The 24,333-nt window shown below is 28.9% G+C and carries 25 protein-coding genes and 1 pseudogene; 12 read left to right on the top strand and 14 right to left on the bottom strand.

Annotated features, from left to right (window positions below):
* Positions 1-9: 9 nt before the first annotated feature.
* Genes glmM through hemJ form a run of 3 tightly spaced genes read left to right on the top strand, consistent with a single transcriptional unit; the run spans position 10 to position 2,249 of the window.
* On the top strand, positions 10-1,347 hold the full coding sequence (gene glmM / locus CQA76_RS03010; RefSeq protein WP_137621973.1) for a phosphoglucosamine mutase: 1,338 nt from the start codon (positions 10-12) through the stop codon (positions 1,345-1,347).
* On the top strand, positions 1,340-1,804 hold the full coding sequence (gene lspA, locus CQA76_RS03015; RefSeq protein WP_137621974.1) for a signal peptidase II: 465 nt from the start codon (positions 1,340-1,342) through the stop codon (positions 1,802-1,804). The genes glmM and lspA overlap by 8 nt, the downstream gene beginning before the upstream one ends.
* Positions 1,797-2,249, top strand: coding sequence for a protoporphyrinogen oxidase HemJ (gene hemJ, locus CQA76_RS03020; RefSeq protein WP_137621975.1), 453 nt, complete (start codon positions 1,797-1,799; stop codon positions 2,247-2,249). Before lspA ends, hemJ begins: the two co-directional genes overlap by 8 nt.
* 5 nt (positions 2,250-2,254) lie before the next feature.
* On the opposite strand, the gene CQA76_RS03025 is transcribed toward hemJ, so the two are convergent.
* The gene (locus tag CQA76_RS03025; protein ID WP_137621976.1) at positions 2,255-3,595 is read right to left on the bottom strand and encodes a coproporphyrinogen III oxidase family protein; all 1,341 of its coding nucleotides are present in this window, start codon (positions 3,593-3,595) and stop codon (positions 2,255-2,257) included.
* A gap of 110 nt (positions 3,596-3,705) precedes the next feature.
* On the opposite strand from CQA76_RS03025, the gene cmeU reads away from it, so the two are divergent.
* Positions 3,706-3,957: a CmeU family protein gene (gene cmeU / locus CQA76_RS03030; protein WP_137621977.1), complete on the top strand. Its 252-nt coding sequence runs from the start codon at positions 3,706-3,708 to the stop codon at positions 3,955-3,957.
* A gap of 27 nt (positions 3,958-3,984) precedes the next feature.
* Here the strand turns inward: cmeU and CQA76_RS03035 are convergent, their stop codons facing one another.
* The 5 genes from CQA76_RS03035 to ccoG form a co-directional block, all read right to left on the bottom strand.
* Complete coding sequence (locus tag CQA76_RS03035; RefSeq protein ID WP_137621978.1) at positions 3,985-5,460, bottom strand: efflux transporter outer membrane subunit; 1,476 nt, start codon at positions 5,458-5,460, stop codon at positions 3,985-3,987.
* A complete protein-coding gene (locus CQA76_RS03040; RefSeq protein WP_137621979.1) occupies positions 5,453-8,572 on the bottom strand; it encodes an efflux RND transporter permease subunit in 3,120 nt (1,039 codons plus the stop codon). The genes CQA76_RS03035 and CQA76_RS03040 overlap by 8 nt, the downstream gene beginning before the upstream one ends.
* Positions 8,572-9,675, bottom strand: a complete 1,104-nt coding sequence (locus tag CQA76_RS03045; RefSeq protein WP_137621980.1) for an efflux RND transporter periplasmic adaptor subunit — start codon at positions 9,673-9,675, stop codon at positions 8,572-8,574. The genes CQA76_RS03040 and CQA76_RS03045 overlap by 1 nt, the downstream gene beginning before the upstream one ends.
* A gap of 135 nt (positions 9,676-9,810) precedes the next feature.
* The gene (locus CQA76_RS03050) at positions 9,811-10,449 is read right to left on the bottom strand and encodes a TetR/AcrR family transcriptional regulator (protein WP_137621981.1); all 639 of its coding nucleotides are present in this window, start codon (positions 10,447-10,449) and stop codon (positions 9,811-9,813) included.
* Positions 10,446-11,822 carry a cytochrome c oxidase accessory protein CcoG gene (gene ccoG, locus CQA76_RS03055; protein WP_137621982.1) on the bottom strand — a complete coding sequence of 459 codons (1,377 nt, stop codon included), beginning with the start codon at positions 11,820-11,822 and terminating at the stop codon, positions 10,446-10,448. The genes CQA76_RS03050 and ccoG overlap by 4 nt, the downstream gene beginning before the upstream one ends.
* A 154-nt stretch (positions 11,823-11,976) precedes the next feature.
* Between ccoG and rpsU the strand changes: the two genes are divergently transcribed.
* The 8 genes from rpsU (at position 11,977) to CQA76_RS03095 (ending at position 18,579) form a co-directional block, all read left to right on the top strand.
* Positions 11,977-12,189 (top strand): 30S ribosomal protein S21, encoded by a 213-nt coding sequence (gene rpsU, locus CQA76_RS03060; protein ID WP_002780697.1) that lies wholly within the window; start codon positions 11,977-11,979, stop codon positions 12,187-12,189.
* A 165-nt stretch (positions 12,190-12,354) separates the two neighbouring features.
* Positions 12,355-12,948, top strand: coding sequence for a UPF0323 family lipoprotein (locus CQA76_RS03065; RefSeq protein WP_137621983.1), 594 nt, complete (start codon positions 12,355-12,357; stop codon positions 12,946-12,948).
* Positions 12,949-12,957: 9 nt separating this feature from the next.
* On the top strand, positions 12,958-14,127 hold the full coding sequence (locus CQA76_RS03070; RefSeq protein WP_137621984.1) for a glutathionylspermidine synthase family protein: 1,170 nt from the start codon (positions 12,958-12,960) through the stop codon (positions 14,125-14,127).
* A 3-nt stretch (positions 14,128-14,130) separates the two neighbouring features.
* Positions 14,131-15,069: a D-2-hydroxyacid dehydrogenase gene (locus tag CQA76_RS03075; RefSeq protein WP_137621985.1), complete on the top strand. Its 939-nt coding sequence runs from the start codon at positions 14,131-14,133 to the stop codon at positions 15,067-15,069.
* Positions 15,059-15,550 carry a YajQ family cyclic di-GMP-binding protein gene (locus CQA76_RS03080; protein ID WP_137621986.1) on the top strand — a complete coding sequence of 164 codons (492 nt, stop codon included), beginning with the start codon at positions 15,059-15,061 and terminating at the stop codon, positions 15,548-15,550. Before CQA76_RS03075 ends, CQA76_RS03080 begins: the two co-directional genes overlap by 11 nt.
* A gap of 11 nt (positions 15,551-15,561) precedes the next feature.
* On the top strand, positions 15,562-16,035 hold the full coding sequence (locus CQA76_RS03085; protein WP_137621987.1) for a hypothetical protein: 474 nt from the start codon (positions 15,562-15,564) through the stop codon (positions 16,033-16,035).
* Between the two features lie 10 nt (positions 16,036-16,045).
* Entirely contained in the window at positions 16,046-16,867 is an 822-nt protein-coding gene (locus CQA76_RS03090; RefSeq protein WP_137621988.1) for a hypothetical protein, read from the top strand.
* Positions 16,867-18,579, top strand: coding sequence for an ATP-binding protein (locus tag CQA76_RS03095; protein WP_137621989.1), 1,713 nt, complete (start codon positions 16,867-16,869; stop codon positions 18,577-18,579). Before CQA76_RS03090 ends, CQA76_RS03095 begins: the two co-directional genes overlap by 1 nt.
* Here the strand turns inward: CQA76_RS03095 and CQA76_RS09170 are convergent.
* The 8 genes and pseudogenes from CQA76_RS09170 to CQA76_RS03135 all read right to left on the bottom strand — a co-directional run bounded on the left by CQA76_RS09170 (position 18,545) and on the right by CQA76_RS03135 (position 24,270).
* The gene (locus CQA76_RS09170; RefSeq protein ID WP_137621990.1) at positions 18,545-19,096 is read right to left on the bottom strand and encodes a sulfite oxidase heme-binding subunit YedZ; all 552 of its coding nucleotides are present in this window, start codon (positions 19,094-19,096) and stop codon (positions 18,545-18,547) included. The genes CQA76_RS03095 and CQA76_RS09170 overlap by 35 nt on opposite strands.
* Positions 19,096-19,989, bottom strand: a complete 894-nt coding sequence (gene msrP / locus CQA76_RS03105) for a protein-methionine-sulfoxide reductase catalytic subunit MsrP (RefSeq protein ID WP_137621991.1) — start codon at positions 19,987-19,989, stop codon at positions 19,096-19,098. The genes CQA76_RS09170 and msrP overlap by 1 nt, the downstream gene beginning before the upstream one ends.
* Before the next feature lie 55 nt (positions 19,990-20,044).
* Positions 20,045-20,827 (bottom strand): hypothetical protein, encoded by a 783-nt coding sequence (locus tag CQA76_RS03110; RefSeq protein WP_137621992.1) that lies wholly within the window; start codon positions 20,825-20,827, stop codon positions 20,045-20,047.
* Positions 20,824-21,673: pseudogene (gene pyrF / locus CQA76_RS03115) on the bottom strand (orotidine-5'-phosphate decarboxylase). Before pyrF ends, CQA76_RS03110 begins: the two are co-directional and overlap by 4 nt.
* On the bottom strand, positions 21,670-22,068 hold the full coding sequence (nusB, locus tag CQA76_RS03120; protein ID WP_137621994.1) for a transcription antitermination factor NusB: 399 nt from the start codon (positions 22,066-22,068) through the stop codon (positions 21,670-21,672). The pseudogene pyrF and the gene nusB overlap by 4 nt, the downstream one beginning before the upstream one ends.
* Positions 22,068-22,532, bottom strand: coding sequence for a 6,7-dimethyl-8-ribityllumazine synthase (gene ribH / locus CQA76_RS03125; protein WP_137621995.1), 465 nt, complete (start codon positions 22,530-22,532; stop codon positions 22,068-22,070). Before ribH ends, nusB begins: the two co-directional genes overlap by 1 nt.
* Positions 22,529-23,344 carry a 3-deoxy-8-phosphooctulonate synthase gene (kdsA, locus tag CQA76_RS03130; protein WP_137621996.1) on the bottom strand — a complete coding sequence of 272 codons (816 nt, stop codon included), beginning with the start codon at positions 23,342-23,344 and terminating at the stop codon, positions 22,529-22,531. Before kdsA ends, ribH begins: the two co-directional genes overlap by 4 nt.
* The gene (locus CQA76_RS03135; protein WP_137621997.1) at positions 23,341-24,270 is read right to left on the bottom strand and encodes a DMT family transporter; all 930 of its coding nucleotides are present in this window, start codon (positions 24,268-24,270) and stop codon (positions 23,341-23,343) included. Before CQA76_RS03135 ends, kdsA begins: the two co-directional genes overlap by 4 nt.
* Between the last annotated feature and the right edge of the window lie 63 nt (positions 24,271-24,333).

Consider the following 24,333-nt stretch of genomic DNA (forward strand, 5'->3'; position numbering starts at 1 on the left):
AAGGTTTAAATGAAACTTTTTGGGACTGATGGTGTAAGAGCAAGAGCTGGAGAATTTTTAGATAGCTTTTTAGCAATGCGTTTGGCCATGGCTGCTGGAATTTATTTTAAAGATAAAAGTGTTACAAATAATATTTTAGTAGGTAAAGATACTAGAAGAAGTGGCTATATGATAGAAAATGCTATTGTTTCGGGTTTAACATCTATAGGCTATAATGTAATTCAAATAGGACCTATGCCAACACCTGCTATTGCTTTTTTAACAGAGGATATGCGTTGTGATGCTGGTATAATGATCTCAGCTTCTCATAATCCTTATTATGATAACGGTATTAAATTTTTTGATGCGCACGGGAACAAACTTAACGAAGATATAGAAAAAAAAATTGAAGAAATTTATTTTGATGACAAGCTTATACAAGATTCTAAAGTCAGTATGGATAAAATCGGGCAAGCTAAAAGAATAGATGATGTTATAGGTCGTTACATTGTTTCGATCAAAAATTCTTTTCCAAAAGATCTGACTTTAAAATCATTACGTGTTGTTTTGGATGTGGCACATGGGGCTTCTTATAAGGTAGCTCCGACTGTATTTAAAGAACTAGGGGCGGAAGTTATCGTTATCAACGATAAACCAAATGGACTCAATATCAATGAAAATTGCGGAGCCTTACATCCTTCAAATTTGGCAGCTGAAGTAGTGAAATTTCGCGCAGATGTCGGTTTTGCTTTTGATGGAGATGCTGATCGTTTAGTCGTTGTTGATGAAAAAGGTGAGGTAGCTAACGGTGATAGTTTATTGGGTGTTTTAGCACTTTATCTTAAAGAACAGGGTAAATTACAATCAAGTGTTGTGGCGACTATTATGAGTAATGGAGCTTTAAAAGAATTTTTACATAAACATAAAATTTCACTTGAAACTTGTAATGTTGGAGATAAATACGTTCTTGAAAAACTAAAAACAATCGGTGGTAATTTTGGAGGAGAGCAAAGTGGACATATTATTTTTAATGATTATGCTAAAACAGGAGATGGGCTTATAGCCGCACTTCAATTTAGTGCTTTAATGCTTTCAAAGAAGAAAAACGCAAGTATGATTTTAAATCAAATCAAACCCTATCCACAGCTTTTAACCAATTTAAAGATTTCAGAAAAAAAGGATTTAGAGAAAATAAAAGGACTTAAAGAATTAAAAAAAGATCTGGAAAATAAAAATGTTAATTATTTGTTTCGTTATTCTGGAACTGAAAATTTAATCAGACTTTTATTAGAAGCCAAAGATCGCAAACTTTTAGAAAAAGAAATGAAAAATGTTACAAGTTTTTTTAAGAAAGCCTTAAATGGTTAAAAATTTAAAAGCTATATCGATTTTTATTGTTTGTTTTATTTTTGTATTTGCTTTTGATCAATGGGTTAAAATTTTAACCTTGCAAGGTTTTAGATGGCAAAGTGAATATATTGATTTTACTTTTGCTTTAAATACAGGTATTGCTTTTTCAATGTTTAGTTTTTTAGAACATTATTTAAAATATTTTCATTTAGCGTTTATATTAATACTTTCTGTCTATCTTTTATGGCAAAGAAATTTTTTAAAAGATCATCTTATAGCTTTTGGTATGATGTTAGGAGCTGGATGTTCTAACCTATTTGATCGCTTCATACATGGAGGGGTTGTGGATATGTTTTTTTGGCACAAATGGTTTAATTTTGCTATTTTTAACGTAGCCGATGTTATGATAAATATTAGTGTCGCATTAATTTTAATACAAGAAATTTTGATAAAAAAAAGGAGAAAAAATGACTGAATGGATCAATGAGTATTATTTTTGGATCAAATGGGTGCATTACTTAGCATTTGTTTCTTGGATGGCAGGGCTTTTTTATTTGCCAAGACTTTTTGTTTATCACGCAGAACATAAAGAAAATAAAGGTTTTGTAGAAGTGGTAAAAATTCAAGAAAGAAAGCTTTATTTTGCCATACAAAATCCTGCAATGATAGTCACTCTAATCACAGGGAGTTTAATGTTGCATGCCCATAAAGAGATTTTAATGGTGGGATCAGCTTATATGCATGTAAAGCTTACTTGTGTAACACTTTTGATTCTTTTTCACATACATAATTATTTTTGTCTAAGGGCTTTATCTAAAGATATCTGTACAAAAAGTGGAAGATATTTTAGAATTTATAATGAATTTCCGACAATTATGTTTATTATCATTGCTTTAATGATAGTTGTTCGTCCATTTTAATTTTTTTAATTCGCTTTGATTTCCATACTACTTGGATCAAGCGGATTAACATCTTCTTTCATAATATCAATAAAGTTTTTATTTTTAATACGCTTACTATCCCTAAAGACTGCGCGAACAAGATCCATTCCTGTGTAGAAATCTTTCATTAAAACAACAAAAAGATATTGCCCAAATTCACTTGTGGTTAAAAAATTACCTTCTTTTTTGATAGCTCCGCTCATTTTAAGACCTAAAAGTTCAGTAAAAAGATCTTTTTCAAGATCGCAATTAATTGTTTTATTGAAGCGATCAATATCGATTTTACCTGCAAAAATTTCAGTCAAAAAGACGTACTTTATAATTTCTTTTTTATCAAAACTTGCTTTAGCAATATTGGCATTTTGTTTTTCTTTTATAAGTCTTGCATAATCATTTAAATCAAAAGCATTGATTAGAAGTTCTCCATCTAAAAAACTAAATGCTCCACTTCCAACGCCTAAATATTCATGATGAGAACTGACGTATTCGTCATTAAATGTATTTTTTTCTAAAGAAAAACTCCAACCATTATTTTGTTGATAATCTTTGAAAAATTCTCGTATAATTTTGTAGAATTCAAATTCATTATCTTTATTGCTTACTCCTAAACTTTTAGCTATATTATCTTTAGTTAATCCTGATTTCATTAAAGGATAAGTTGTGATTTGTTGAGGGCTTAAGTTTTTTGCTATTTTTAAATCATTTAAAAGTTGCTCTGTAGTTTGACTTGGGAGGTTAAATATTAAATCGATACTGAAAATAGGTAAAATATTTAGAGCTTTAGAAATTTTTTCTTGAAGCATTTCAGAAGAACCAAATTTATTATATCTTGCTACTTTTTTTAAAATATCATCATTAAAACTTTGTATTCCACAACTTAAACGATCTATAATGCCTTTAAACATAGAAAGTTTTTCAGGTTCAATGTGATTTGGATCTGTTTCACAAGAAATTTCTTTTATATCAAAAAGTTTTTTGCAAAGTTCCAAAGTTTTTAGAAGTTCTTCTTCGTGAATGAGGGTTGTTCCGCCACCTACATACATAGAAGTAAAATTAAAGCCTTTTTCTTTGATTAAAAGAATTTCTTTTCTTAGGTTTTCAAAATAAGTTTTTGCTAAATTTTCATCGTAGTAATATTTATGAAAACTGCAATAAGGACAAAAGGTATGACAAAAAGGTATATGAGCATAAAGCATATAGGTTTTATCATTCTTTGGAATTTTGTCTTTTGGTATCTGTAAAAGCTCGACATTAAAACCTTTTTTTAAAGATTTTTCCATCATTATATGAGAATATTTTAAAGCCAAATTTTGAAACAAATTCATTCAATAACCTAACATAGTAAAATATAAAACTCATAATTTATCAAATTTTTACTAAATTAATGGTAAATTTTTTAATTTTTTGATTAAAAATATTTTTAAGGATGCTTGTTATGGAAAAATCAGAGGTGGTTAAAAATTTAAATATTTTATTTAAAAAAAGATCGGAATTTTATTCTTTTTTTGACAAAAATATTGAAAAAATTAATAATACTGAAGTATTTGATTTTAAAAATTCAAAAGATTTAAATGCTGAAGAAATTTATAAACAATTTTATCATTATGATTATGCTATAAGGAAAATATTGCCGGCGATTTATAAAGCTTACGAGATCACAAATTCAGATTTAGAAAAAGATTTTTAGTTTAAAATTTTTAAATTAAACTAAAAATTATTCCTTAAAAGACTTATCTAAAAGTTTGGAATCTTCTTCTATTTGTTGATCTGAAATCATATTTTGTTCAAAACCTCCGCCAAAAGCTTTTATAACATCTACAATAGAATTAGCATAAGCGTATTTTGTATTATTAAAGCTGATTTTAGCATTGAGCCAGTTTTTACGTGCTTCTAGATAATCTTGCAAGGACATTTCACCTATATTATATCGTTCTTGCGCAATTTCATAAATTTTTCGATAGGATTGTTCGCTTGCTTGCGCGTTATCGTATTGCAGGCGTGTATTTTTCCTAGCAATTAAAGCATAACGAATTTCTCCAAAGGCTGTTTTTAGAGTATTTTCATAGTTAACAAAGGCTTCATCTTTATTTAATTTAGCTAAATTGACATTTTCATTTATTTCTCCCCAATGAAAAATCGGCATTAAAAAATTACCACCTATATTCCAAGTCTTAGAACCATTTTTAACTAAAGTATCTAAATCAGCACTTTCAAAACCTAAAAGTCCAGTTAAAGAAAGACTAGGCAAGAAAGCTGAACGTGCAACACCTATAAGATAGTTTTGTTGAGTTAGTTTTTCTAAAGACGAACTGATATCTGGACGTTGTAATAAAATTGCACTTGAGATTCCAGTTGGGATTTCAAATTCTTTGATCTTAAAAGCTTGATATTCTTGTTCTTTATAAAGTATATCGTTTAAATCATTTGAGGTTAAAATTTTTAAAGCCTTTAGGTAATTTTCTTTATTCAGTTTCGATTCATTATATTGTAAAGCAATACTTTCTAAATTTGCTTTAGCTTGAGCTAATTCATATTCGCCTACCGCACCTACTTGAAATTTTTCATTATTAATATTGTAGATTTCTTTTGCTGCCTCATAGGCCTGCTTGAATGAATTTTCGTTTTCATAAGCATTAGCGAGATTAAAATAAGTTTGGATTGTATTGGATATCACAGAAAGTCTTGCCGTTTCATAATCATATTGGCTTGCTTTAAATCCTGAATCTGAAGCAAAATAAGCATCGCGATATTTTCCCCAAAGGTCAATTTCGTAACTTAAATTTAAACCTGCTTTAAAATCATTACCATAGCTAAATTGACCACTTTTATTTGTTGGTGCATTAACTGAAGTTTTAGTTCTTAAAGCACTTGCACTGCCATCTAGCTTTGGAAGTAGATCGCTAAAGTCAATTCCAAGTTGAGCTGCAGCTTGTTCCATGTGTATATAAGCGATCTTTAAATCACTATTATTTTTTAAAGCAAGATGAACAATTTTATTTAAATTTTGATCATCAAAATTTTTCCACCATTCTTTAGAAATAGAAGAATTGTTTTCTTTTTCCCAAGATAGAGTGCCAAACTGATTGTTTAAAGTATAATTTGCTTCTGGAATATTTAAATTTGGACTTAAAGAGCAGGCTGAAATTAAAAAAGTCAGGCTAACTGTATTTGCTAAAGTTATTTTATTCATGTATTTTACCTCTTTTTTTATCAATCCAAATGCTTAAATTTTCTAAAAGATAGAAAAATAATGGAACAAAAAATATAGCTAAGGTAGAAGCAGCAATCATCCCTCCTATAAGACCTGTTCCCAAAGCATGACGCGAAGCACTTCCAGCTCCACCAGCAAATATCATCGGTAATACACCAAAAGTAAATGCTAATGAAGTCATAACAATAGGTCTAAATCTTAATTTTGCTGCACTTATGGCTGCATCAAAAACATTTTTTCCTTTTTTAAGATGCTCTTCCATGGCAAATTCCACAATCAAAATAGCGTTTTTTGCCGATAGACCAACGAGTAACAAGAGTCCCGTTTGAAAATATATATCATTGTCAAATCCTCTAATAGCAACTAAAAGAAAAGATCCAAATACTGCAAAAGGAACAGCGGTAACAACAGCAAACGGAATGAGCCATCTTTCATATTGCGCTGCTAGAATTAAAAACACAAAAACCATTCCTAAAGCAAAGGCATATCCTGCAGTTCCTTTAGAGCTAACTTCTTGATAGGCTGAACCTGACCAAGCAATAGAATATTCATCTCCTAAAGTTTCTTTGGCTACTTCAGAAATTGCATCAATGGCTTGTCCTGAAGTATAACCTGACGCAGGATCTCCTTGTATAAGAGCAGCTGGAAAGAGATTAAATCTTTTAACATCATCAGGCCCAGCACTTCTAATTAAAGTTAAAAAAGAATTAAGAGGTATCATTTTTCCGTCATTTGATTTTACAAAGATATTTCTTAATGCATCTTGAGTATTTCTAAAATCTCCTAAAGCACGAATATTAACTTGGAAATTTTTTCCCAACATAGGGAAATCATTAACATAATAAGTTCCTATTGTGGCACTGATAGTATTAAATACATCTTGCATATTAAGATTGAAATATTTCATTTTATCTCGATCGATAATAAGCTTATATTGTGGAAAACTCGTATCAAGAGTAGTTCTTACATTAGAGAGTTCTTTTCTAGTTCTTGCTACTTCTAATAATTTGTTAACATCTTGTTGGATTTCATCATAACTTTTACCACTCTTATTTTGAGCGTACATTTCAAAACCACCTGTTAAGCTAAGTCCAGGAATTGGAGGAGGATTTAGAAAATAACTTTGTGCATTTCTATCCATAGCATATTGCCCAAATAAACTTCCGATGATTTGATTAGAACTTAAATCTCTTTCGTGCCAATCTTTAAGTTTTAAAAACATTGCTGCTGCATTTTCTTTTAAAGAACCTGTAAAAAGATCATATCCTATAAGCGAAACACCTGATTCGATTTCTTTGATTCGTGCTATGTTTTTATTCATATTGTCAATTTCTTCAATGGTTTTGTGTATAGAATCTCCAGAAGGTAGATTGATAACACTCATAATAACACCCTGATCTTCAGAAGGAACAAGAGAACTTGGGACTATTTTGTAAAGATAAAAAATCGCACCAAGTAAAATACAAAAAATTAGTACAAAACGTACAGCTCTTTTTAGCATATAAGCTACACCCGCACTAAACACCGAAGTGCTCCAGTCAAAAAAGTCATTGAATTTTTGGACAAAATAAAAAGGTTTGGACTCGTTTCTCGTTAAAAAAAGCGCGGACAAAGAAGGAGTTAAGGTAAGTGCGACAAATCCTGAAATAGCTACAGAAATTGCTAAGGTCAAAGCAAATTGCCTTTGAATTTCTCCCACAAATCCGGAAATAAAAGAAACAGGTATGAATACAGCACAAAGAACAAGAACAATAGAAATAACTGGAGAGCTTACCTCTTCCATTGCTTGAATTGCAGCATTTTTAACTGAAATATCAGGATTTGTGTGCATAATCCTATCAATATTTTCAACAACTATAATTGCATCATCAACAACTATACCAATAGCCAACACAAGTGCAAAAAGTGTCAAAAGGTTAATGCTAAAACCAAACAAATAAAGTATTGCGAAAGTTCCTAATAAAGAAACAGGAACTGCGATCATTGGTATAATGGTTGATTTGAAATTTTTCAAGAAAAGATACATAACAATAAGGACTAAAATTAATGCTTCAACGAAAGTTTTAATAACTTCTTTAATGGAAGCTTTGACAAAGATTGTTGTATCAAAAGGAACATCATATTTTAAACCTTGAGGAAAATTTTTAGAAAGTTCTTCTAGTTTTTCACTAACCAACCTTGCTGTATTGACTGCATTGGCACCAGATTGTAAATTAATGATGATCGGAACAGCTGTTTTTGTCCCTAAACGTCCTGTTGATCGGTATTCTTGAGAACCTATTTCTACATTAGCTATGTCTTTAATTCTTAAAAAAGATCCGTCTTTATTAACTCTTAGAATAATATTTTCAAATTCTTGAGGGCTTTTTAACCTTCCTTCCATAGTAATAGAAAGCACTTGTGGAGATTTTTGAGTTACAGGCTCTTCCCCAATTTTTCCTGTTGCGTATTGAGCATTTTGCTCATTTACAGCATTGATAACATCACTTGCTGTAACACCAAATTTATTAAGTAAATCGGGCTTAAGCCAAATTCTCATTGAATAATTTTTTCCACCTATTGCAGAAGCATCTCCAACACCTGGAATTCTTTTTAATTCATCTAAAATATTTAAAGTAGTATAATTAAAGATATCTATATCACTCATTGAATTGTCTTCAGAATAGATTGAAACTACTTCAAGTATTGAAGAGGAGGATTTTCTGACAGTAACTCCGAGTTTTTTTACCGCTTCTGGAAGTTTTGCAGTAGCGGCTGAAATTCTATTATTTACATTTACTGTTGCTTGATCAGGATCAGTTCCTATATCAAAATAAACTGTCAGTTTCATTTGTCCTGAGGAACTAGTAGAGTCCATATAAATCATATCATCTACACCATTGATCGCATCTTCAATAGGTGTAGCAACGGTTGATGCAATAGTTTGTGCATCTGCTCCTGTATAGGTAGCACTTACTTGCACGGTAGGAGGGGTTAAAGAAGGATATTGTTCTATAGGTAAATTTAATAAACCAATAGCTCCAGAAATTGAAATAATAATGGCAACAACAGAGGCGAATATCGGTCTTTCTATAAAGAATTTAGAAAACATTATTTACTCCCAATTTCCTGAACGCTAGAGCCAATATGAATTTTTTTGAAATTATCTAAAATGATTTTATCATTTTCTTTAAGCCCAGAATCAATTATGGCATATTCATTGGTCTGATAATTAATGTGTATTGGAGTTTTTGCGACCTTGCCATTAGCTATTGTATAAACATAAACTTCATTTTGGTCTTGTTTTATAGCACTTTGTGGAATTTTAAAACCATTTTTTTGAACAAAACCTTCAGAAGTGATTGTAGCAAAAGATCCTGGTAGAAGCATAGAGCTATTATTATCAAAAACAGCTTTAGCTTTAACTGTTCCACTATCTGAATCAATAACTGAATCAATAAAATAGAGTTTTCCTTGAAATTTTTGACCATTAAGATTTAAAGTCGCGTGGATATTGTCCAAATTCCATCTACCATCTTGAGTATTACGGATTATATCAAGTTTATCAGTATCTGAAATATAAAATTCTGCATAAATTTGATTTAAATTTGTAACCCTTACAAGATCTGTTGAAGAAGCATTGACATAATCGCCTATATTAATTAAAGCATCACCTACAACTCCATCAAAGGGAGCCTTAATTTCTGTATGTTCTAGATCGATTTTCATATTTTGCAAATCAGCCCTAGCACTAGCAAGATTTGCCTTTGCATTGTTAAAAGTAGCTAAAGTATTGTCATATTCTTTTTTTGAAACAGCGCCTTTACTGAAAAGAATTTTCGATCGGTTATAGTCTTTGCTAGCATTTTCAAAATTTGCTCTAGCCATTAAGGCTTTTCCATAAGCTGAATCTACATTTGCTTTAAATTTGTCTTGTTCTATTATAAAAAGAGTTTGTCCTTCTTTAACTAAGTCTCCAGCCCGAAAAAGTTTATCTTTGATAACCCCGCTAACTTGTGGTTTAATAATAACATCATAATCACTAACAAGTTTTGCCGGATAAGTAAAAGCAAGTGGTAAATTTTCAGCCTTAGCATACATAACACTGACAGGCTGTGGCGGCATTTGCATTTTAGGGGTTTCTTTTTTATCACAAGCAGAAAATAAAAACATAATACTTACAATTAAAAGAATATTTTTTCTAAATAAAATCATTTTTTAACCTTAAAAATTATTTTATAAATCCATAAAAATTCGGAAATTCTTTGTAATTTGGATTACAAGAATTAAAAATCTATGAAGTATTATATTATAATTTTTGTTAATAAATCTTTTTTTTTTTTTTTGAAATTAGCTGATTGAAGTTTTGTTTACAAGTCCATTTAAGAAAAGATCTACAATAAATTCTACATGCTCTTGTTGTTCTTTTTTATTCATTAAAGAAGAATTAGCTAAAACATTTAAAGTGTAATAAGGTTCTTTAAGCATGGCGCAAAAAGTAATTGCAAGTTTTAAAGAATTTTGTTGCAAGAATTCATTTTTTTCTTTTTTGAAAAGATCTATTAAGATATTATAAGCGAAATATTGCTGATTGTTTGATATCCAGTTTTGTAAAATATTTTTTTTATCATAAACTAATGAAAATATCATTTTGCCTAAAGCGACTATTCGATTATTATTGTAAATATTTGTAAAGGTGATTCCAAAAGAGATTAGATTTTCTTTCAAGCTTTGATTTTCTAATATTTTAGTTTGAGATGCAATTAATTTAAAATGTTCTTGACAAATATCGTCTAGAATTTCAAAAAACAAACCTTCCTTACCACGGAAACTTTCGTAAATATTAGAATAAGATCCGCCAGAAATTTTTACAATATCCTTTAAACTAGTTTCTTGAAATCCATTACTTAAAAAAAGTTCGCTAGCAATTTTTTTAATTTTACTTTTTCTAGTTAAGGATTTTTTTGAAACCGTTTTATTTGATTTCATATTCCTTGTCCCACTTTTTCTAAAACCGTGCTTTTTGGATAGACAAAAATGGTTTTTCTAGAAATTGTAATTTTTTTGTCATCTTTAGCATAAGCTTTAATATGAAGTGGAAAAATAATATCTTTTTGATCATCATCTGCAAGTTTTTTAGTTGCTTTAATTACAACAATTTTTTTAACTTGTTCTCCAGCTTTTAAAATAAAGGGCTTGCTAGGACGGACAATTTCTATGCTATTGTCCATACCCTCTATTTTTGCTTCAAAATAATATTCATGTGTTTTAGAATCTGTATTTTGAAATAAAAAAGTATAGGCATTTGAAATTTCTACTTTGTCAGCTATATGTGAAATTTGATAAAGTTCACTACTACGATTGATATTTAAAAGCATGTATTCTTTTTTGCCACTCATAAAAATCAAAACTGTAAATACGATTAAAAGTACTACAAGATAGGCAATAGTTCTAAAACGAAAGTATTTAATTTTACTATGTGTCTCTACGGCTTTAACACTTGTCCAATTAATTAAACTTGGGCGATTAAATTTATTTTGGACTTTAGAACAAGCATCGGCACACTCTAAGCAGTTGATACATTCAAGTTGCATTCCTGCTCTAATATCAATGTGTGTTGGACACACGCTTACACACGCTTCGCAACCAATACATTCGCCTTGAGGTGGTTTTTTATGAAGTTTAAATTTACCATCAAATATAACTCCGCCACGTTTTTCATCGTAAATCACTTGCATAGTGTCGCGATCAAACATTACTGATTGTATTCTAGCATAGGGACATACATAAACACAGAATTTTTCTGCTAAATAAGTTACATCTAAAGTAAAAAGCAAACTTGCAAAAAATAAAATTCCAACCAAAAGAAAATGTTCGTTGGGGTTTTGTAGATAGGAAAAATAATCCTCAGGTGGAACAAAATACCAAAGCAAATTACTTACAGCTATTAAAGAAATAAAATAAAATAAAATGATTGCTATGCTTTTTTTTAAATATTCTCCGGAATATTCTTTTTGTTTATTATTAATATTTTTACGTATTTTTAAAAGTTTGGTTTGGATTAAATCTCTATAAATAACTCTAAAAATTGTTTGAGGGCAACTCCAAGCACACCATACTCTACCACCTAAAGTGGTTATAAAAAATATAGATAGAAAAAGAAGTATCAATACAAAAGGCATAAGATAGAATTCTTGAGTTGAAAAGGAAACAAAAAATAAATTCAATTTAGAATGATCGAAACTCAAAAGAAAAAAATGATTCCCATTAATTTTTATAAATGGCAAAATAAATATAAAAATAGTGATAATAAGATACATCAAGTAGCGTTTTTTTGTGTAGTTAGTAATATGCCCTTGCATAGTCAAAACCTCTGTTTATTTTTTTATTTTATTATAGTTGAAAAAACTAAAATTTTTTTTAAATATTTTTTAAGTTATTCTTAATACGAAATATTTTATAATAAGCCTTTCTTAATGAAATATTAAATTTATCTATGGAAAGGTGGTGAGGATAGTGCCAGGAATTAAGGTGCATCCTAATGAGTCTTTTGACGAGGCATATCGTAAATTCAAAAAACAAGTAGATAGAAACCTTGTTGTTACTGAGGTTAGAGCAAGAAGGTTTTTTGAGCCTATGACTGAAATTCGTAAAAAACAAAAGATTTCAGCACGCAAGAAAATGCTTAAAAGACTTTATATGCTTAGACGATATGAGTCAAGACTTTAACTCAAAAGCCTTTAAGGCTTTTGGGAAAATACTTCATTAACTTACGAGAAAATTATCGTTTTTCATATTCTTTAAAAATATAAAATTTCAATTGATTATAAAGAATGAATTTATTATTTTTTGTTAGAATTGATTATTAATTTTTAATTTTTAGGAAATATTATTATGAAAAAAGTTAAGAAAATCATTCAAATTGGCATGATTGGTGGCTTAGCAGCTGTAGCTGGAGGTAGTTTAGTAGCTTGTAGTGATAATAATTCAGATACTTTAAATCAAGCAGCAAACACTCAAGGTGCTTTTGTTATTATAGAAGAAATTGCTCCAGGACAATACAAAATAAAAGATCAATATCCAAGTGATGAAACTAGAGTAGTCTTGAAAGATCTTAATGGAACTGAGAGAATTTTGTCTAAAGAAGAAATGGATGCACTTATAAAGGAAGAAGCGGCTAAAATTGATAATGGGACTTCCAATTTAACTCAAAGCAATGGGCAAATCAGTAGCGGTGGTTTAGGTTTGGGTGAAACTTTACTTGCAAGTGCTGCAGGTGCTATTTTAGGAAGTTGGATAGGTTCTAAGCTTTTTGGAAATCAAAATTTTATGAATCAACAACGCGGTGCTTTTTCAAATCAAAGTGCTTACCAAAGAAGTGTTAATAGTTTTAATAAAGCAAGCACAAGTAAATCTTCAAGCTCTGCTCGATCCGGATTTTTTAAGAGTAGCTCTAAAACGAATTCTGGAATCGGTTTTGGTTCTTAAAGGTGCTGTATGAAATTTTTACAAGTAAATAAACTTCAAAAAGATTATCTAGAAAAAATAGGTTTTTCTTGGCATACCGATGAAGATGGAAGTGATTATATCAGTGATAAATTAGTATGTGTGAAAGAAAATGAAGCAAATGCTTATTATGAAGCAGTAAATGAACTTTATGATATGTTTATAGCTGCAGCACAAAATGTGATCGATAATAATCGTTTTGATGAATTGGGTATTCCTTTCAATCTTATAGACGCTATTAAAATGAGTTGGGAAAATGAAGTGCATTGGCATTTATATGGGCGTTTTGATCTTGCAGGAGGTTTAGATGGTAAGCCTATAAAACTTTTAGAATTTAATGCAGATACTCCAACCGCACTTTTTGAAAGTGCAATTTTACAATGGGCAATCTTAAAACAAAACGATATGGACGAAAGTGCTCAATTTAATAGTATTTATGAAAGCCTGATGGACAATTTTAAAAGGTTAATTACTCTTGAAGAAAATGTGTTTGATTTTGAGTCGCGTTATGAAGGCTGGAAAATTCTTTTTTCAAATATAGCAGGCAGTCAAGAAGAAGAAATTACAACAAAATTACTTGAACATATTGCCAAAGAAACAGGCTTTCAAACTAATTTTTCTTATGTGGATGAGGTAGAATTTAGCGAAGAAGGTATTTTCAAAGATGGAATCAATTATGAATATTGGTTTAAATTGATTCCTTGGGAAGATATAGCGATAGAAGAAGGGGATCTTGCTATGCTTTTAACGCAGATCATGCGTAATCAAAAGGCCATCATTTTAAATCCTGCTTATACTTTGTTATTTCAATCAAAAGGCATTATGAAAATTTTATGGGAGCTTTATCCAAATCACCCTTTGCTTTTAGAAACGCAAGATAAGCCTTTGACTGGGAAAGCTTATGTTAAAAAACCAGTTTTTGGTAGAGAAGGTGCGAATATAAGTATTGTTAAAGATGAAGAGATTGTAAAAGAAAACAAAGGACCTTACGAGAATAATCAATTTATTTATCAAGAATACATAGAACTTAATTCGCACGAAAATGAATATTATCAAGCCGGAGTATTTTTTGCTTATGAAGGATGTGGTTTGGGATTTAGAAAAGGTGGAATGATACTCGATAATTCTTCAAAATTTGTTGGACATATTATCAAGGAGTAAAAGATGAAAATAGTATGTTTAGATGTGGCAACTTTAGGAAATTACAATTTTAGTGTTTTTGAAAAATTCGGAGAAGTAAAGCTTTATGATGTTACAGAGAATAAAGAGCAAGTTATTGATCGTTTAAAAGATGCAGATGTGGCGATGACTAATAAGGTAGTGATTGATAAAGAAGTGATGAATTCTTGCCCTAAGTTAAAACTTATATTAGAAACTGCTACAGGATTAAACAACATTGATGTTGATTATGCTAAAGAAAAAGATATCATTGTAAAGAATGTTGCAGGTTATTCTACAATGAGTGTTGTACAACACACTTTTGCTTTAATTTTTGCTTTTTTAAACTATATCCCTTATTATGATCAATGGGTTAAAGATGGAAAATGGTGTAAAAGTCCTATTTTTACAGATTTTAGTAGAATCTTAACGAGCATGGAAGGTAAAAAACATGGTATCATAGGACTTGGTTCTATAGGTAAAGAAGTGGCTAAAATTTCAAAGGCTTTTGGGGCTAAAATTTATTATTATTCCACTAGTGGGGCAAATAAAAATTCTGAATTTGATTGCTTAGAATTGGATGAACTTTTGAAAATTTGCGATATTGTAAGTATCCACGCTCCTTTAAATAATAAGACTATAAATTTGTTACACTTAGAAAAATTGAAATTGCTAAAAGATAATGCAGTTTTGATTAATGTGGGTAGAGGCGGTATTATTAATGAGTTAGATTTAGCTAAAATTATAGATGAAAAAGATATTCGGGTTGGACTTGATGTATTAGAAAGAGAACCTATGGTTGAAAATCACCCTCTTTTAAAGATTAAAAATAAAGAAAATCTTATCATTACTCCTCATGTTGCTTGGGCTTCCAAGGATGCTGTTGATACTTTGATGAGTAGAGTATATGAAAATCTTGAAGAATGGATAAAAAATGGCAAGTGAACATAGTTTTGATATTTCAGCAGCAATTGACAAGCAAGAATTGAAAAATGCTTTTGAGCAGGCAAAAAAAGAATTGGATTCTAGATATGATTTAAAAGGCATTAAAACTGAAATTCAATTTAATGAAAAAGATAGCATTTTTAAACTCAGCTCTTCTAGCGAATCAAAACTTGATGTTTTAAAAGATATTGTTATTTCTAAACTTATTAAAAGGGGTATTAATTCTAATGCTATTAAAGAGCTTTCTCGTGAAAATGGAGCTATGTTTCATTTAAATTTAAAAGCAAATGATAGCATAGATAATGAAAATGCCAAGAAAATTAATAAGGCTATAAAAGAGAGCAAGTTAAAAGTAAATTCTTCAATCAGAGGAGATGAAATTCGTGTTGTGGCAAAGCAAATTGATGATTTGCAAGCTGTGATGAAAATTGTTCGCGAGCTTGATTTGGAATTAAATATTAGTTTTAAAAATTTAAAATAAGGCTAAAACTTTTGAAAAAAATACTTATTTTATTTTTTGTATTGTTTTTTATCAGTGCATGCTCTTTGAAAAACCAAAATAATTTTAATCAAAGTATAGCAATAACTATCAATTCTCCTTTGATTAGAATGAGTGATTTTGGGTTTTTAAAAAAAGAAAATCAAACTTTAATTTTAGAAGTTTATAAAATGGGTCAAGCTTTTCTTAATTTAAAAATCAAAGATAAAATTTGCTTAAATGCCATATGTTATAATAAACAAGTTTTCAATAAAAAATTTTTTAAAAACGAATATTATGATGATATTTTAAGCGATATTTTAAATTCTAAGCCATTATGGCAAGGAAGAAATTTGAAACAAATAGCTTGCGGATTTAAGCAGAATTTAAAAACAAAAAATTATGAAATTTTTTATGAAGTTTGTCATAATAAGGTAAGTTTTTTAGATAAGGTTTCGCGTATAAAAATTGTTTTAACAAAATCCTAAGGAATGAAAATTGAAAATTTTAATATTTTTATTTTGTATAACTAGCTTACTTTTTTCCAAAAGCTATAAGGGGGAGGTTTATTTTTATGATTTACAAGACAGGCAAATTTTTGCTGTAGTTTATAAAGATGCTCCTTTTATACCTGTATTTGATAAAGATATTAATCAAACAAGTCCTAGTTTTATGGTTTTAAGTGATCTTAATAAAAGCAAAGAAATTCCTATTTTTAAAACTTCAAAGGCTTGGAAAGATCAAGATGGTATCTATGTAATAAATAATTCAAAAGAATTGGTATCAGATAAAAAGAGATTGCAAGGTCAAATTTTAGGCTCTGCAACTTTACATCTTTATGAAAATCAAAATAATATTAAAATTAAAAGTAGCTTAGATTTTTTAAATAATAATCAATTTAAAAATTTCCATAATTCTAATCAAAATTATTTTGATTTTGAACAAATTTTTCAAAAACCTATATTTTACAAAGATGGAAAGTTAAGTATTCAAGAGCAATATTATTTTTATGAAGATGAAATGGATCGTCCAATTTTAGAACTTAATAATTTTGTTTATGATACAAAAAAGGGTGTTTTTTTAAATTTAGATGATTTATTTGATACAAAAAATAGAAAATTTTTGAGTCTTTTACACCAAAAACTTAAAAACTTTTGTAGTGAATGCTTTGAAGACGTAGAAAAAATTGATTTTAATAATAATTTTTTACTCACCGCTTATGGTTTTAGAATTTGTTATTTGCCTTTTGAAAATCATTTTTTAGATGAAAATATTTGTATTGATTTTTTAAATAATGAAATAGAGGAATTTAAAAAATAATGTTCAAATTAAAAGAATTTTTAAATTTGGAAGCTATAGAAAAAACTAAAATTTATAAAGAACTTAAGTGTTCTAAAAATGAAGCTTTAATTTTAAGAGAACTTTGTAAAAATTATGTTATTTCTATTTCTTCGGTCAATGCCTTTACTTTACTTTCTAATATTTTTGGTGTTAAAAAATATGCATATTTGGATGTTTTAGAAGATTTAAAAAAACTTATAGAGAGAGGTTTTGTCAATCAAAATTCTAGTTTTTTTAAGAATATAGAAAGTAATAAAAATCAAGGTTTAATGCTAAATTTATTGCAATGTGATTTGAGTTTGAGTGAATATTTTTTAGAATTTTTGGAATCTAAGCCTAACTTAGATTTTAGCAAAAAAGAGGCTTACGCTGATTATTTAGAATATCTTAAAGATGAGTTTATGCGGATTGAACTTTATGAAAGATTGAGTTTCATTAGAAAAAGTGCTTATAATAGTGAATTAAAAGAGCAGATTAAACTTTGCGAAGATTATATTAAAGAGCGTTTGAAAAAAAGTAAATTTTATAATGTTTTGGCTGATATTTTTAAGGAATTTAATCTCAATCAAAAAGAGCAAATTATTTTTTTGACGCTTTTAAGAGAAGAGTATTTGCTAAGTAATGAAAATTCGACTTCTAGAGAAATGAATTTTTTATTGTCTCTTATTAGTGAAAATGAGCTTGATAAACACAAAAATAAAAGATTGCTACAAGAAAATTCTTCGCTTTTAAATCTAATAGAGTATGAAGAGTATTTAAATTCTTTTGGAGATATTTCAAAGAGTTTTTTTATCGCAGATGAAATTTTACAAAGAGTGATTAATTTTGAGCCAAAACAAAGTAAAAAAGTTAAAATTGAGAATGTCTTAAAGGATCAAGATATTTTTGAACTTATAGAGCCAAGGGTTAATATTAATGATATTATTATGCCTGAAAATACCAAAGAGCTTTTAGAAAGCATTCTTAAGCAACAAGATAAAAAAGTGCTTGAAAGATTAAATTTATGGGGTATAAAAAACAATAAAAATATAGAAGCTAAAATTATTTTTTATGGACCTGCTGGAACAGGAAAAACTATGTCAGCCTTAGCTATGGCAAAGTCAATGAAAAAATCAGTTCTTAGCTTTGATTGCTCTAAAATTCTTAGCAAATGGGTCGGAGAGAGTGAGCAAAATGTTAGGAAAATTTTTGATACCTATAAAAATATAGTGCAAACTTGTAAGCAAAGTCCTATTTTATTGTTAAATGAAGCGGATCAATTTTTAAGCACGAGAGTGGAAAGTAGTGCAGGAAGTGATAAGATGCATAATCAAATGCAAAATATCTTTTTAGAACAGATCGAGCGTTTTAGTGGAGTGATGATTGCAACTACTAATTTTTTAGAAAGTTTAGATACGGCATTTTCTAGAAGATTTGATTATAAAATAGAATTCAAAAAGCCTGATTTTAAAGATAGGCTAAAAATGTGGGAAAAATTTTTACCCAAAAAAGCCGAATTTGATAAAAAATTTGATATTAATATCTTAGCTAATTATGAATTAAGCGGGGCACAAATTTTAATGATCATAAAAAATACAGCCTTAAAAGTTGCAATTTCCAAAGAAGGAATTTTTCACATGCAAGATTTCTTAGAAAGCATACAAAAAGAACTTAATTCTAGTTTTGATAAAAGCAAAATCGTAGGTTTTTAATATAGCGTAAAATAAAATAAATGATCGCTATAATTAAAGCACTCCACTCCCAAAACATAGGAATTTTAGGACTTAAAAAATAATGATAGCTTGAAATAACTAAGCATAAATATCCTAATTTTCTTATTTTGCGTATTTTTTTAAAGCAATTGAAAGAGCTTAAAAACATTAAGAATATAATAATTAAAGCTATAAATCCAGTTGTTTCTAAAAAATGATATAAAATATCGTTAAAAAGTCTTGAAAATTGTGCGTTTCTATCAAAAATAAAATAATTTAAAAAATGACTCATACTCCAAAAAGTTGCAAAAAACCCAAAAAATTTGGGATAATTTCTTGTTGATTTGAATTTAATTAAGGAAAAAAATAGGCTTAAATTGAGAAATATTAAGGCAAAAATTCCCGTATAAAAATAAATTTCTTTGACAAAATCAAAAGATCTTACAATGTTATAAAAAGAATAAATTAAACTTGCTAAGAAAAATATAAAAGCAAAAAAATTAAAATATTTATACACTAGAAATTAACCCTTAAATCCATACCTTGATACAATTTTGCAACTTCTTTTTCATAACCATTAAACATCAAGGTAGGTTTTGTGAAAAAATCCCCCAAAGCTCTTTCATTGGCTTGAGACCATCTTGGATGAGACACATTTGGATTGACATTAGCATAAAAACCATACTCGTTTGGAGCATAATTTTGCCAAGTTGTATGGGGTTGTTCTTCTACAAATTCAATTTTCACGATAGATTTGATATTTTTAAAACCATATTTCCAAGGAACAACAAGGCGTATTGGAGCACCATTTTGTGGTTTTAAAGGTTTTTTATACATGCCTACTGCAAGTAGAGTAAGTGGATGCATAGCCTCATCTAATCTAAGCCCCTCAACATAAGGATAGTCTATAGTTGGAAATAATGCATTTTGATCGGGAAATTGATTTTTATCTAAAAGTGTTGTAAATTTAATAAATTTTGCCTTTTTAGTAGGTTTTACCATCTCTATCAAGTGACGTAATTCAAATCCTATCCAAGGAACTACCATAGACCAAGTTTCAACACAACGAAATCGATAAATTCTTTCTTCTAAAGGGAATTTTAATATATCTTCCATACTAAGAGTTGTAGGTTTTTCTATTTCTCCACTTATTTCAATTTTCCAATTTTGAGTATTAAAATTTTGAGCTAAAGACACAGCCCTTCGCTTATCTGTGGAAAATTCATAAAAATTAACATAATTTGTTGCTAATTCTTCATCGCTTATTTTTAAATTGTCAAGATTTTTATCTTTGATAAAATCAAAAGCAGAAAGCTTAGAACTGATTAAAGTGGAACTTACGAGTGCTCCAATGCCTAATTTTAAAAATTTTCTTCTTTTTTGATATAAGTATTCAGGAGTTATATTCATAATTTTTCCTTATTAAAAATTTTTATTATTAAAGCATAATAAGGCTAATATTGGATTATTTTTGAGTTATTTTTTCAAGTTCTAAATTATAAAGTATTTCTCTACAAAGCTCTTTATAATTATTGAGTAATTTTATTTTAGAAATTTCTTGCATCAAAGTTTTAAATTCTAATTCTTTAAGTTTTAAAAGCTCATTTTTTAAATTTTTATCTTTTGGGTATAACAAAGAATATTCTTTTAAGATGATTTCGTATATGTTAAAGGTTCCATCAATTAAATAATTAATAGCTTTATTAAGATGCTGATTATAATCTTTTAAATTAAGAGGATTAAGTATCATAATACACAAATGAATCATAGCTAAATGAAAATAATTAAGACATCTTTCAGGAAGGGTTAAAATATCACTTTCTTGGAAATGTTTTAAATTTTGAAAATTTTCAAGCGAAAAGTGATATCCAAAACTTTCATCAATATTTGAAATAAGAATTTGAATTTTTTGTTCCCCATTAAGTTTTTGTCTAAAGGCAACAAAATAACCCAAAGCCTTATAAAACATTTCAAAAAATTCAACATGCTTATTTTCTCTTAGGCAAGAAAGATTTAAATTTTTAGGAGTTATGGAATATTTTTGCATATAATTTTGGACTTTTAAAGCAATTTTATTTCTTACTCCAAATAGATAATTCAAATCTCTTTGTTTTAAAATTTGATGATAAAAAAATACAAAGTCTTTTACAAGAATTTGATTATTCTTTTCAAGTGAAATTGTAAAATCTACACTTATGAATTGATTATAAAGATTAAAATAATCGCATTCTAATTGTTGATAACTCAATATTTGATCCCACACTTTGCATAAAATTCTTTTAAAGCTTTTTCTTTATCAGGTTGAGTTTTAATCCATTCTTCAAAATTTTCGCAAATATCCCATTCTTCTTTTTGATTGTCTTCGTAAATTTGCTCTAAATCTTTTTCATCGATCTTTTTTTTATTATCCATTGATATTCTCCAAAATTTTTTCACAAATCAGCCTAGGATTTTGATTTTTATAAATAGGACGTCCTATAACTATGAAATCGCTTTTATTTTCCTGAGCTATTATTAGATCAGCGACACGTTTTTGATCGTCTTTACCTTCTCCAAAAGGACGAATTCCTGGTGTTAAAGTTAAGAAATTTTGATGAGTGTTTTCTTTGATATTTTTGCTTTCAAAAACAGAGCAAACCATTCCATCAAGACCATTTTCATAAGACATTTTTGCGAAATTAATCACAGCTTCATTGATTGTTTGTTTATAAATATTGAAAAAATTTTCTTCATCAAAGCTAGTAAGTGCTGAAACTGCTAAAACTAAAGGGCGTTTAGAAAATTTTTTATCAAGCCTATTCATAACTTCTTGCATAGCGATATTTCCAGCACTTGCGTGAATATTTATCATATCAACGCCAAGTTTAGCGATTTCTTCGCAGGCATCTGCCATTGTGTTAGGAATATCATGAATTTTTAAATCCAAAAAGATCTTAAAATCACTAATTTTTTTGAGATCTTCTATAAATTTAAAACCATCTCTTAAGTATGCCCTTAAACCTACTTTTAGCCAAAGATCCAAACCTTTTAAATCTTTAGCTATATTAAGACATTCTTCTTTTGTAGCAAGATCTAATGCGACACATAATTTCATTTTTTAGCCTTAATAAGAGCGTCTAAAACCCCATTGATAAATTTAGGAGAATTATCATTTGCTAATTCTTTTGCTAATTCTATGGCTTCATTAATCACTATAGCACTAGCTGTATCGGTGTAAAGTAGTTCATATGCTCCAAGTCTTAATATAGCTCTTTCTATACAGCCTAATTTCATAATTTCATTTTCTTTTAAACAAGAATTTAAAATTTCATCTATATTTGAGATATTTTGAAAAACTCCTTTATATAAATTTAAAGTAAAATTTTTTTGTTCGTTACGAATTTTTTTTTCATTTAAATAATCATCAATAAAATTTTCATTTTTTTCATTCATTTCTAAAGCATAAAGTAAAGAAATAACGCTTTGTCTGACTTGATGACGCGTTGCCATTAAATCGCCTTACTTAAATTAAGCATTTCAATGACAGTTGTCATGGCTTCAAAACCTTTGTTTCCAGCTTTACTACCCGCTCTTTCTATAGCTTGTTCTATGGTATCGGTGGTAAGAACGCCAAAGCTTACAGGAATACCATGATTTAAACTTACATTAGCTATGCCTTTTGTAGTTTCTGCTGCAACATAATCAAAATGCGGGGTAGATCCTCTGATAACAGCACCTATGCAACAAATAGCATCAAATTTTTTACTTTCTATAGCTTTTTTTAGAATAAAAGGAAGTTCAAAAGCACCAGGAACAAGAATAAGACTTAAATTTTCTTCTTTTCCGCCATGTCTTAAAAAAGCATCTTTTGCTCCTTCTACAAGACGATCGGTGATGATATGATTAAATCTTGCATTAATGATTGCAATTTTTTCATCAGAATTTAGGTTAAGTTTTCCTTCGATAATTTTCATTTTATATCCTTTATGGTATTTTGTATTTGTAAGAGTGTTTCAACACAATTTTTAAGACGCAAAATATCAAGCATATTAGGTCCATCACATAAAGCCTCGCAAGGATTAAGATGGGTTTCAAAGAAAAATCCATCCACACCAACCGCTGCGGCCGCTCTTGCTAAAGGTTCGACAAATTCACTTTTTCCACCACTTTTTCCACTTGCAGCTCCTGGCATTTGGACACTATGAGTTGCATCAAATACCACTGGAGCGAATTCACGCATAATTATTAAAGATCTCATATCTACAACTAAATTTCCATAGCCAAAACTAGAACCCCTTTCGGCAACAAATACACCATTTTGTTTAGCCACTTCATAGCCTTCCTCATTTATACCTCTAGTTTGAAGAATTTTTTTCACGCTATATTTCATATCGTTTGGATTTAAAAATTGTCCTTTTTTGATATTAACTTTTGCTTTAGTTTTAGCGGCTGCAACAAGTAAATCGGTTTGACGACATAAAAAAGCTGGAATTTGGAGTACATCGACTACTTCACCTGCAATGGGTGCTTGATAACTTTCGTGAATATCGGTTAAAATTTTCATATTAAATTCATTTTTTACACTTTGTAAAATTTTAAGCCCTTCTTCGATTCCAGGACCACGAAAAGAATCAATGCTTGTTCGATTAGCCTTATCAAAACTTGATTTAAAATAAAATTCTATATTTTCATTTTCATTAAAAATTTTAAGTTGTTCAGCAACTTTAAATACTAAATCTTTGCTTTCTATAACGCAAGGACCAGCAATTAATATTATCTTTTTCATTTTTTTCCTTTTACGACTAAAATCAATCCTCCAAAAATAATGCCTATTATACCTAAAAAAACCATAGCACTTGGTAAATTATCGCCCAAAATTAATCCAACAATTAAACTAAAAATAACATCAAAATAGCTTACACCTGCAACAATACCAGCTTGCTTAGCTATCCCATAAGCTTTAGTAATATGAATTTGATAAATGGTGCCAAAAATTCCCATAATTAAAATTATAAACCAAGCTTTTAAACTAGGCATGACAAAAGGAGCTAAAATAAAATCTAAATGCAGAAAATGTAATTTTTCAGGTTCTAAAAATTCAGCTCCTATCATTGAAAGCAAAGGCATAAGAGTTCCAAGAAAAATAAAAGAAAGTGCAATTTGTTCTGTGGTATAAAATTGTCTTAATTTTCTAACGCTTGTAAGCGCTAAAGCTGCTAAAAATCCACTTGTAATTCCGATGATAGAATTTTTTAAATCAAATCCTGAATGGTAAGCTTTATCGGCCCAAGGTTGAGTGATTAAAAGCATACCTAAAAAAGCAATGAAAATACCTATCCAGGCTTTTTTATCTATGTTTTCTTTAAAAACAAAAAAAGCAATTAACGTGATGAAAATTGGAGCGGTTTTTTGGAAAGCAAAAGCACCTCCTAATGTGATATTTGAGACATTATAGAAAAACATATAAAGCGATAGAGTTCCAACAATTCCGCGAAATACTAAGAGCCAAAAATGCCCACCATCTTTATGAACTTTTGAACGTTTTAATAACCAAACTATAAAGATAATTCCTATAATATTCCTAAAGAACATAATTTCAATCGAACTCATTTCTTGGCTTAAAATTTTAGCACAAGCACCCATAAGTGTGAAATCCAAACAGGCTAAAAGCATAAAATAAACCCCTAAATTATGCTTAATAACTCTTAGCATTTTTATTCCTTAATTAAAATTAATTCATTCTATTCTTTTTTGCTTAATATTAAGGCAAATTTT

It is taken from the genome of Campylobacter aviculae (assembly GCF_005406215.1).
Lineage (GTDB): Bacteria > Campylobacterota > Campylobacteria > Campylobacterales > Campylobacteraceae > Campylobacter_D > Campylobacter_D aviculae.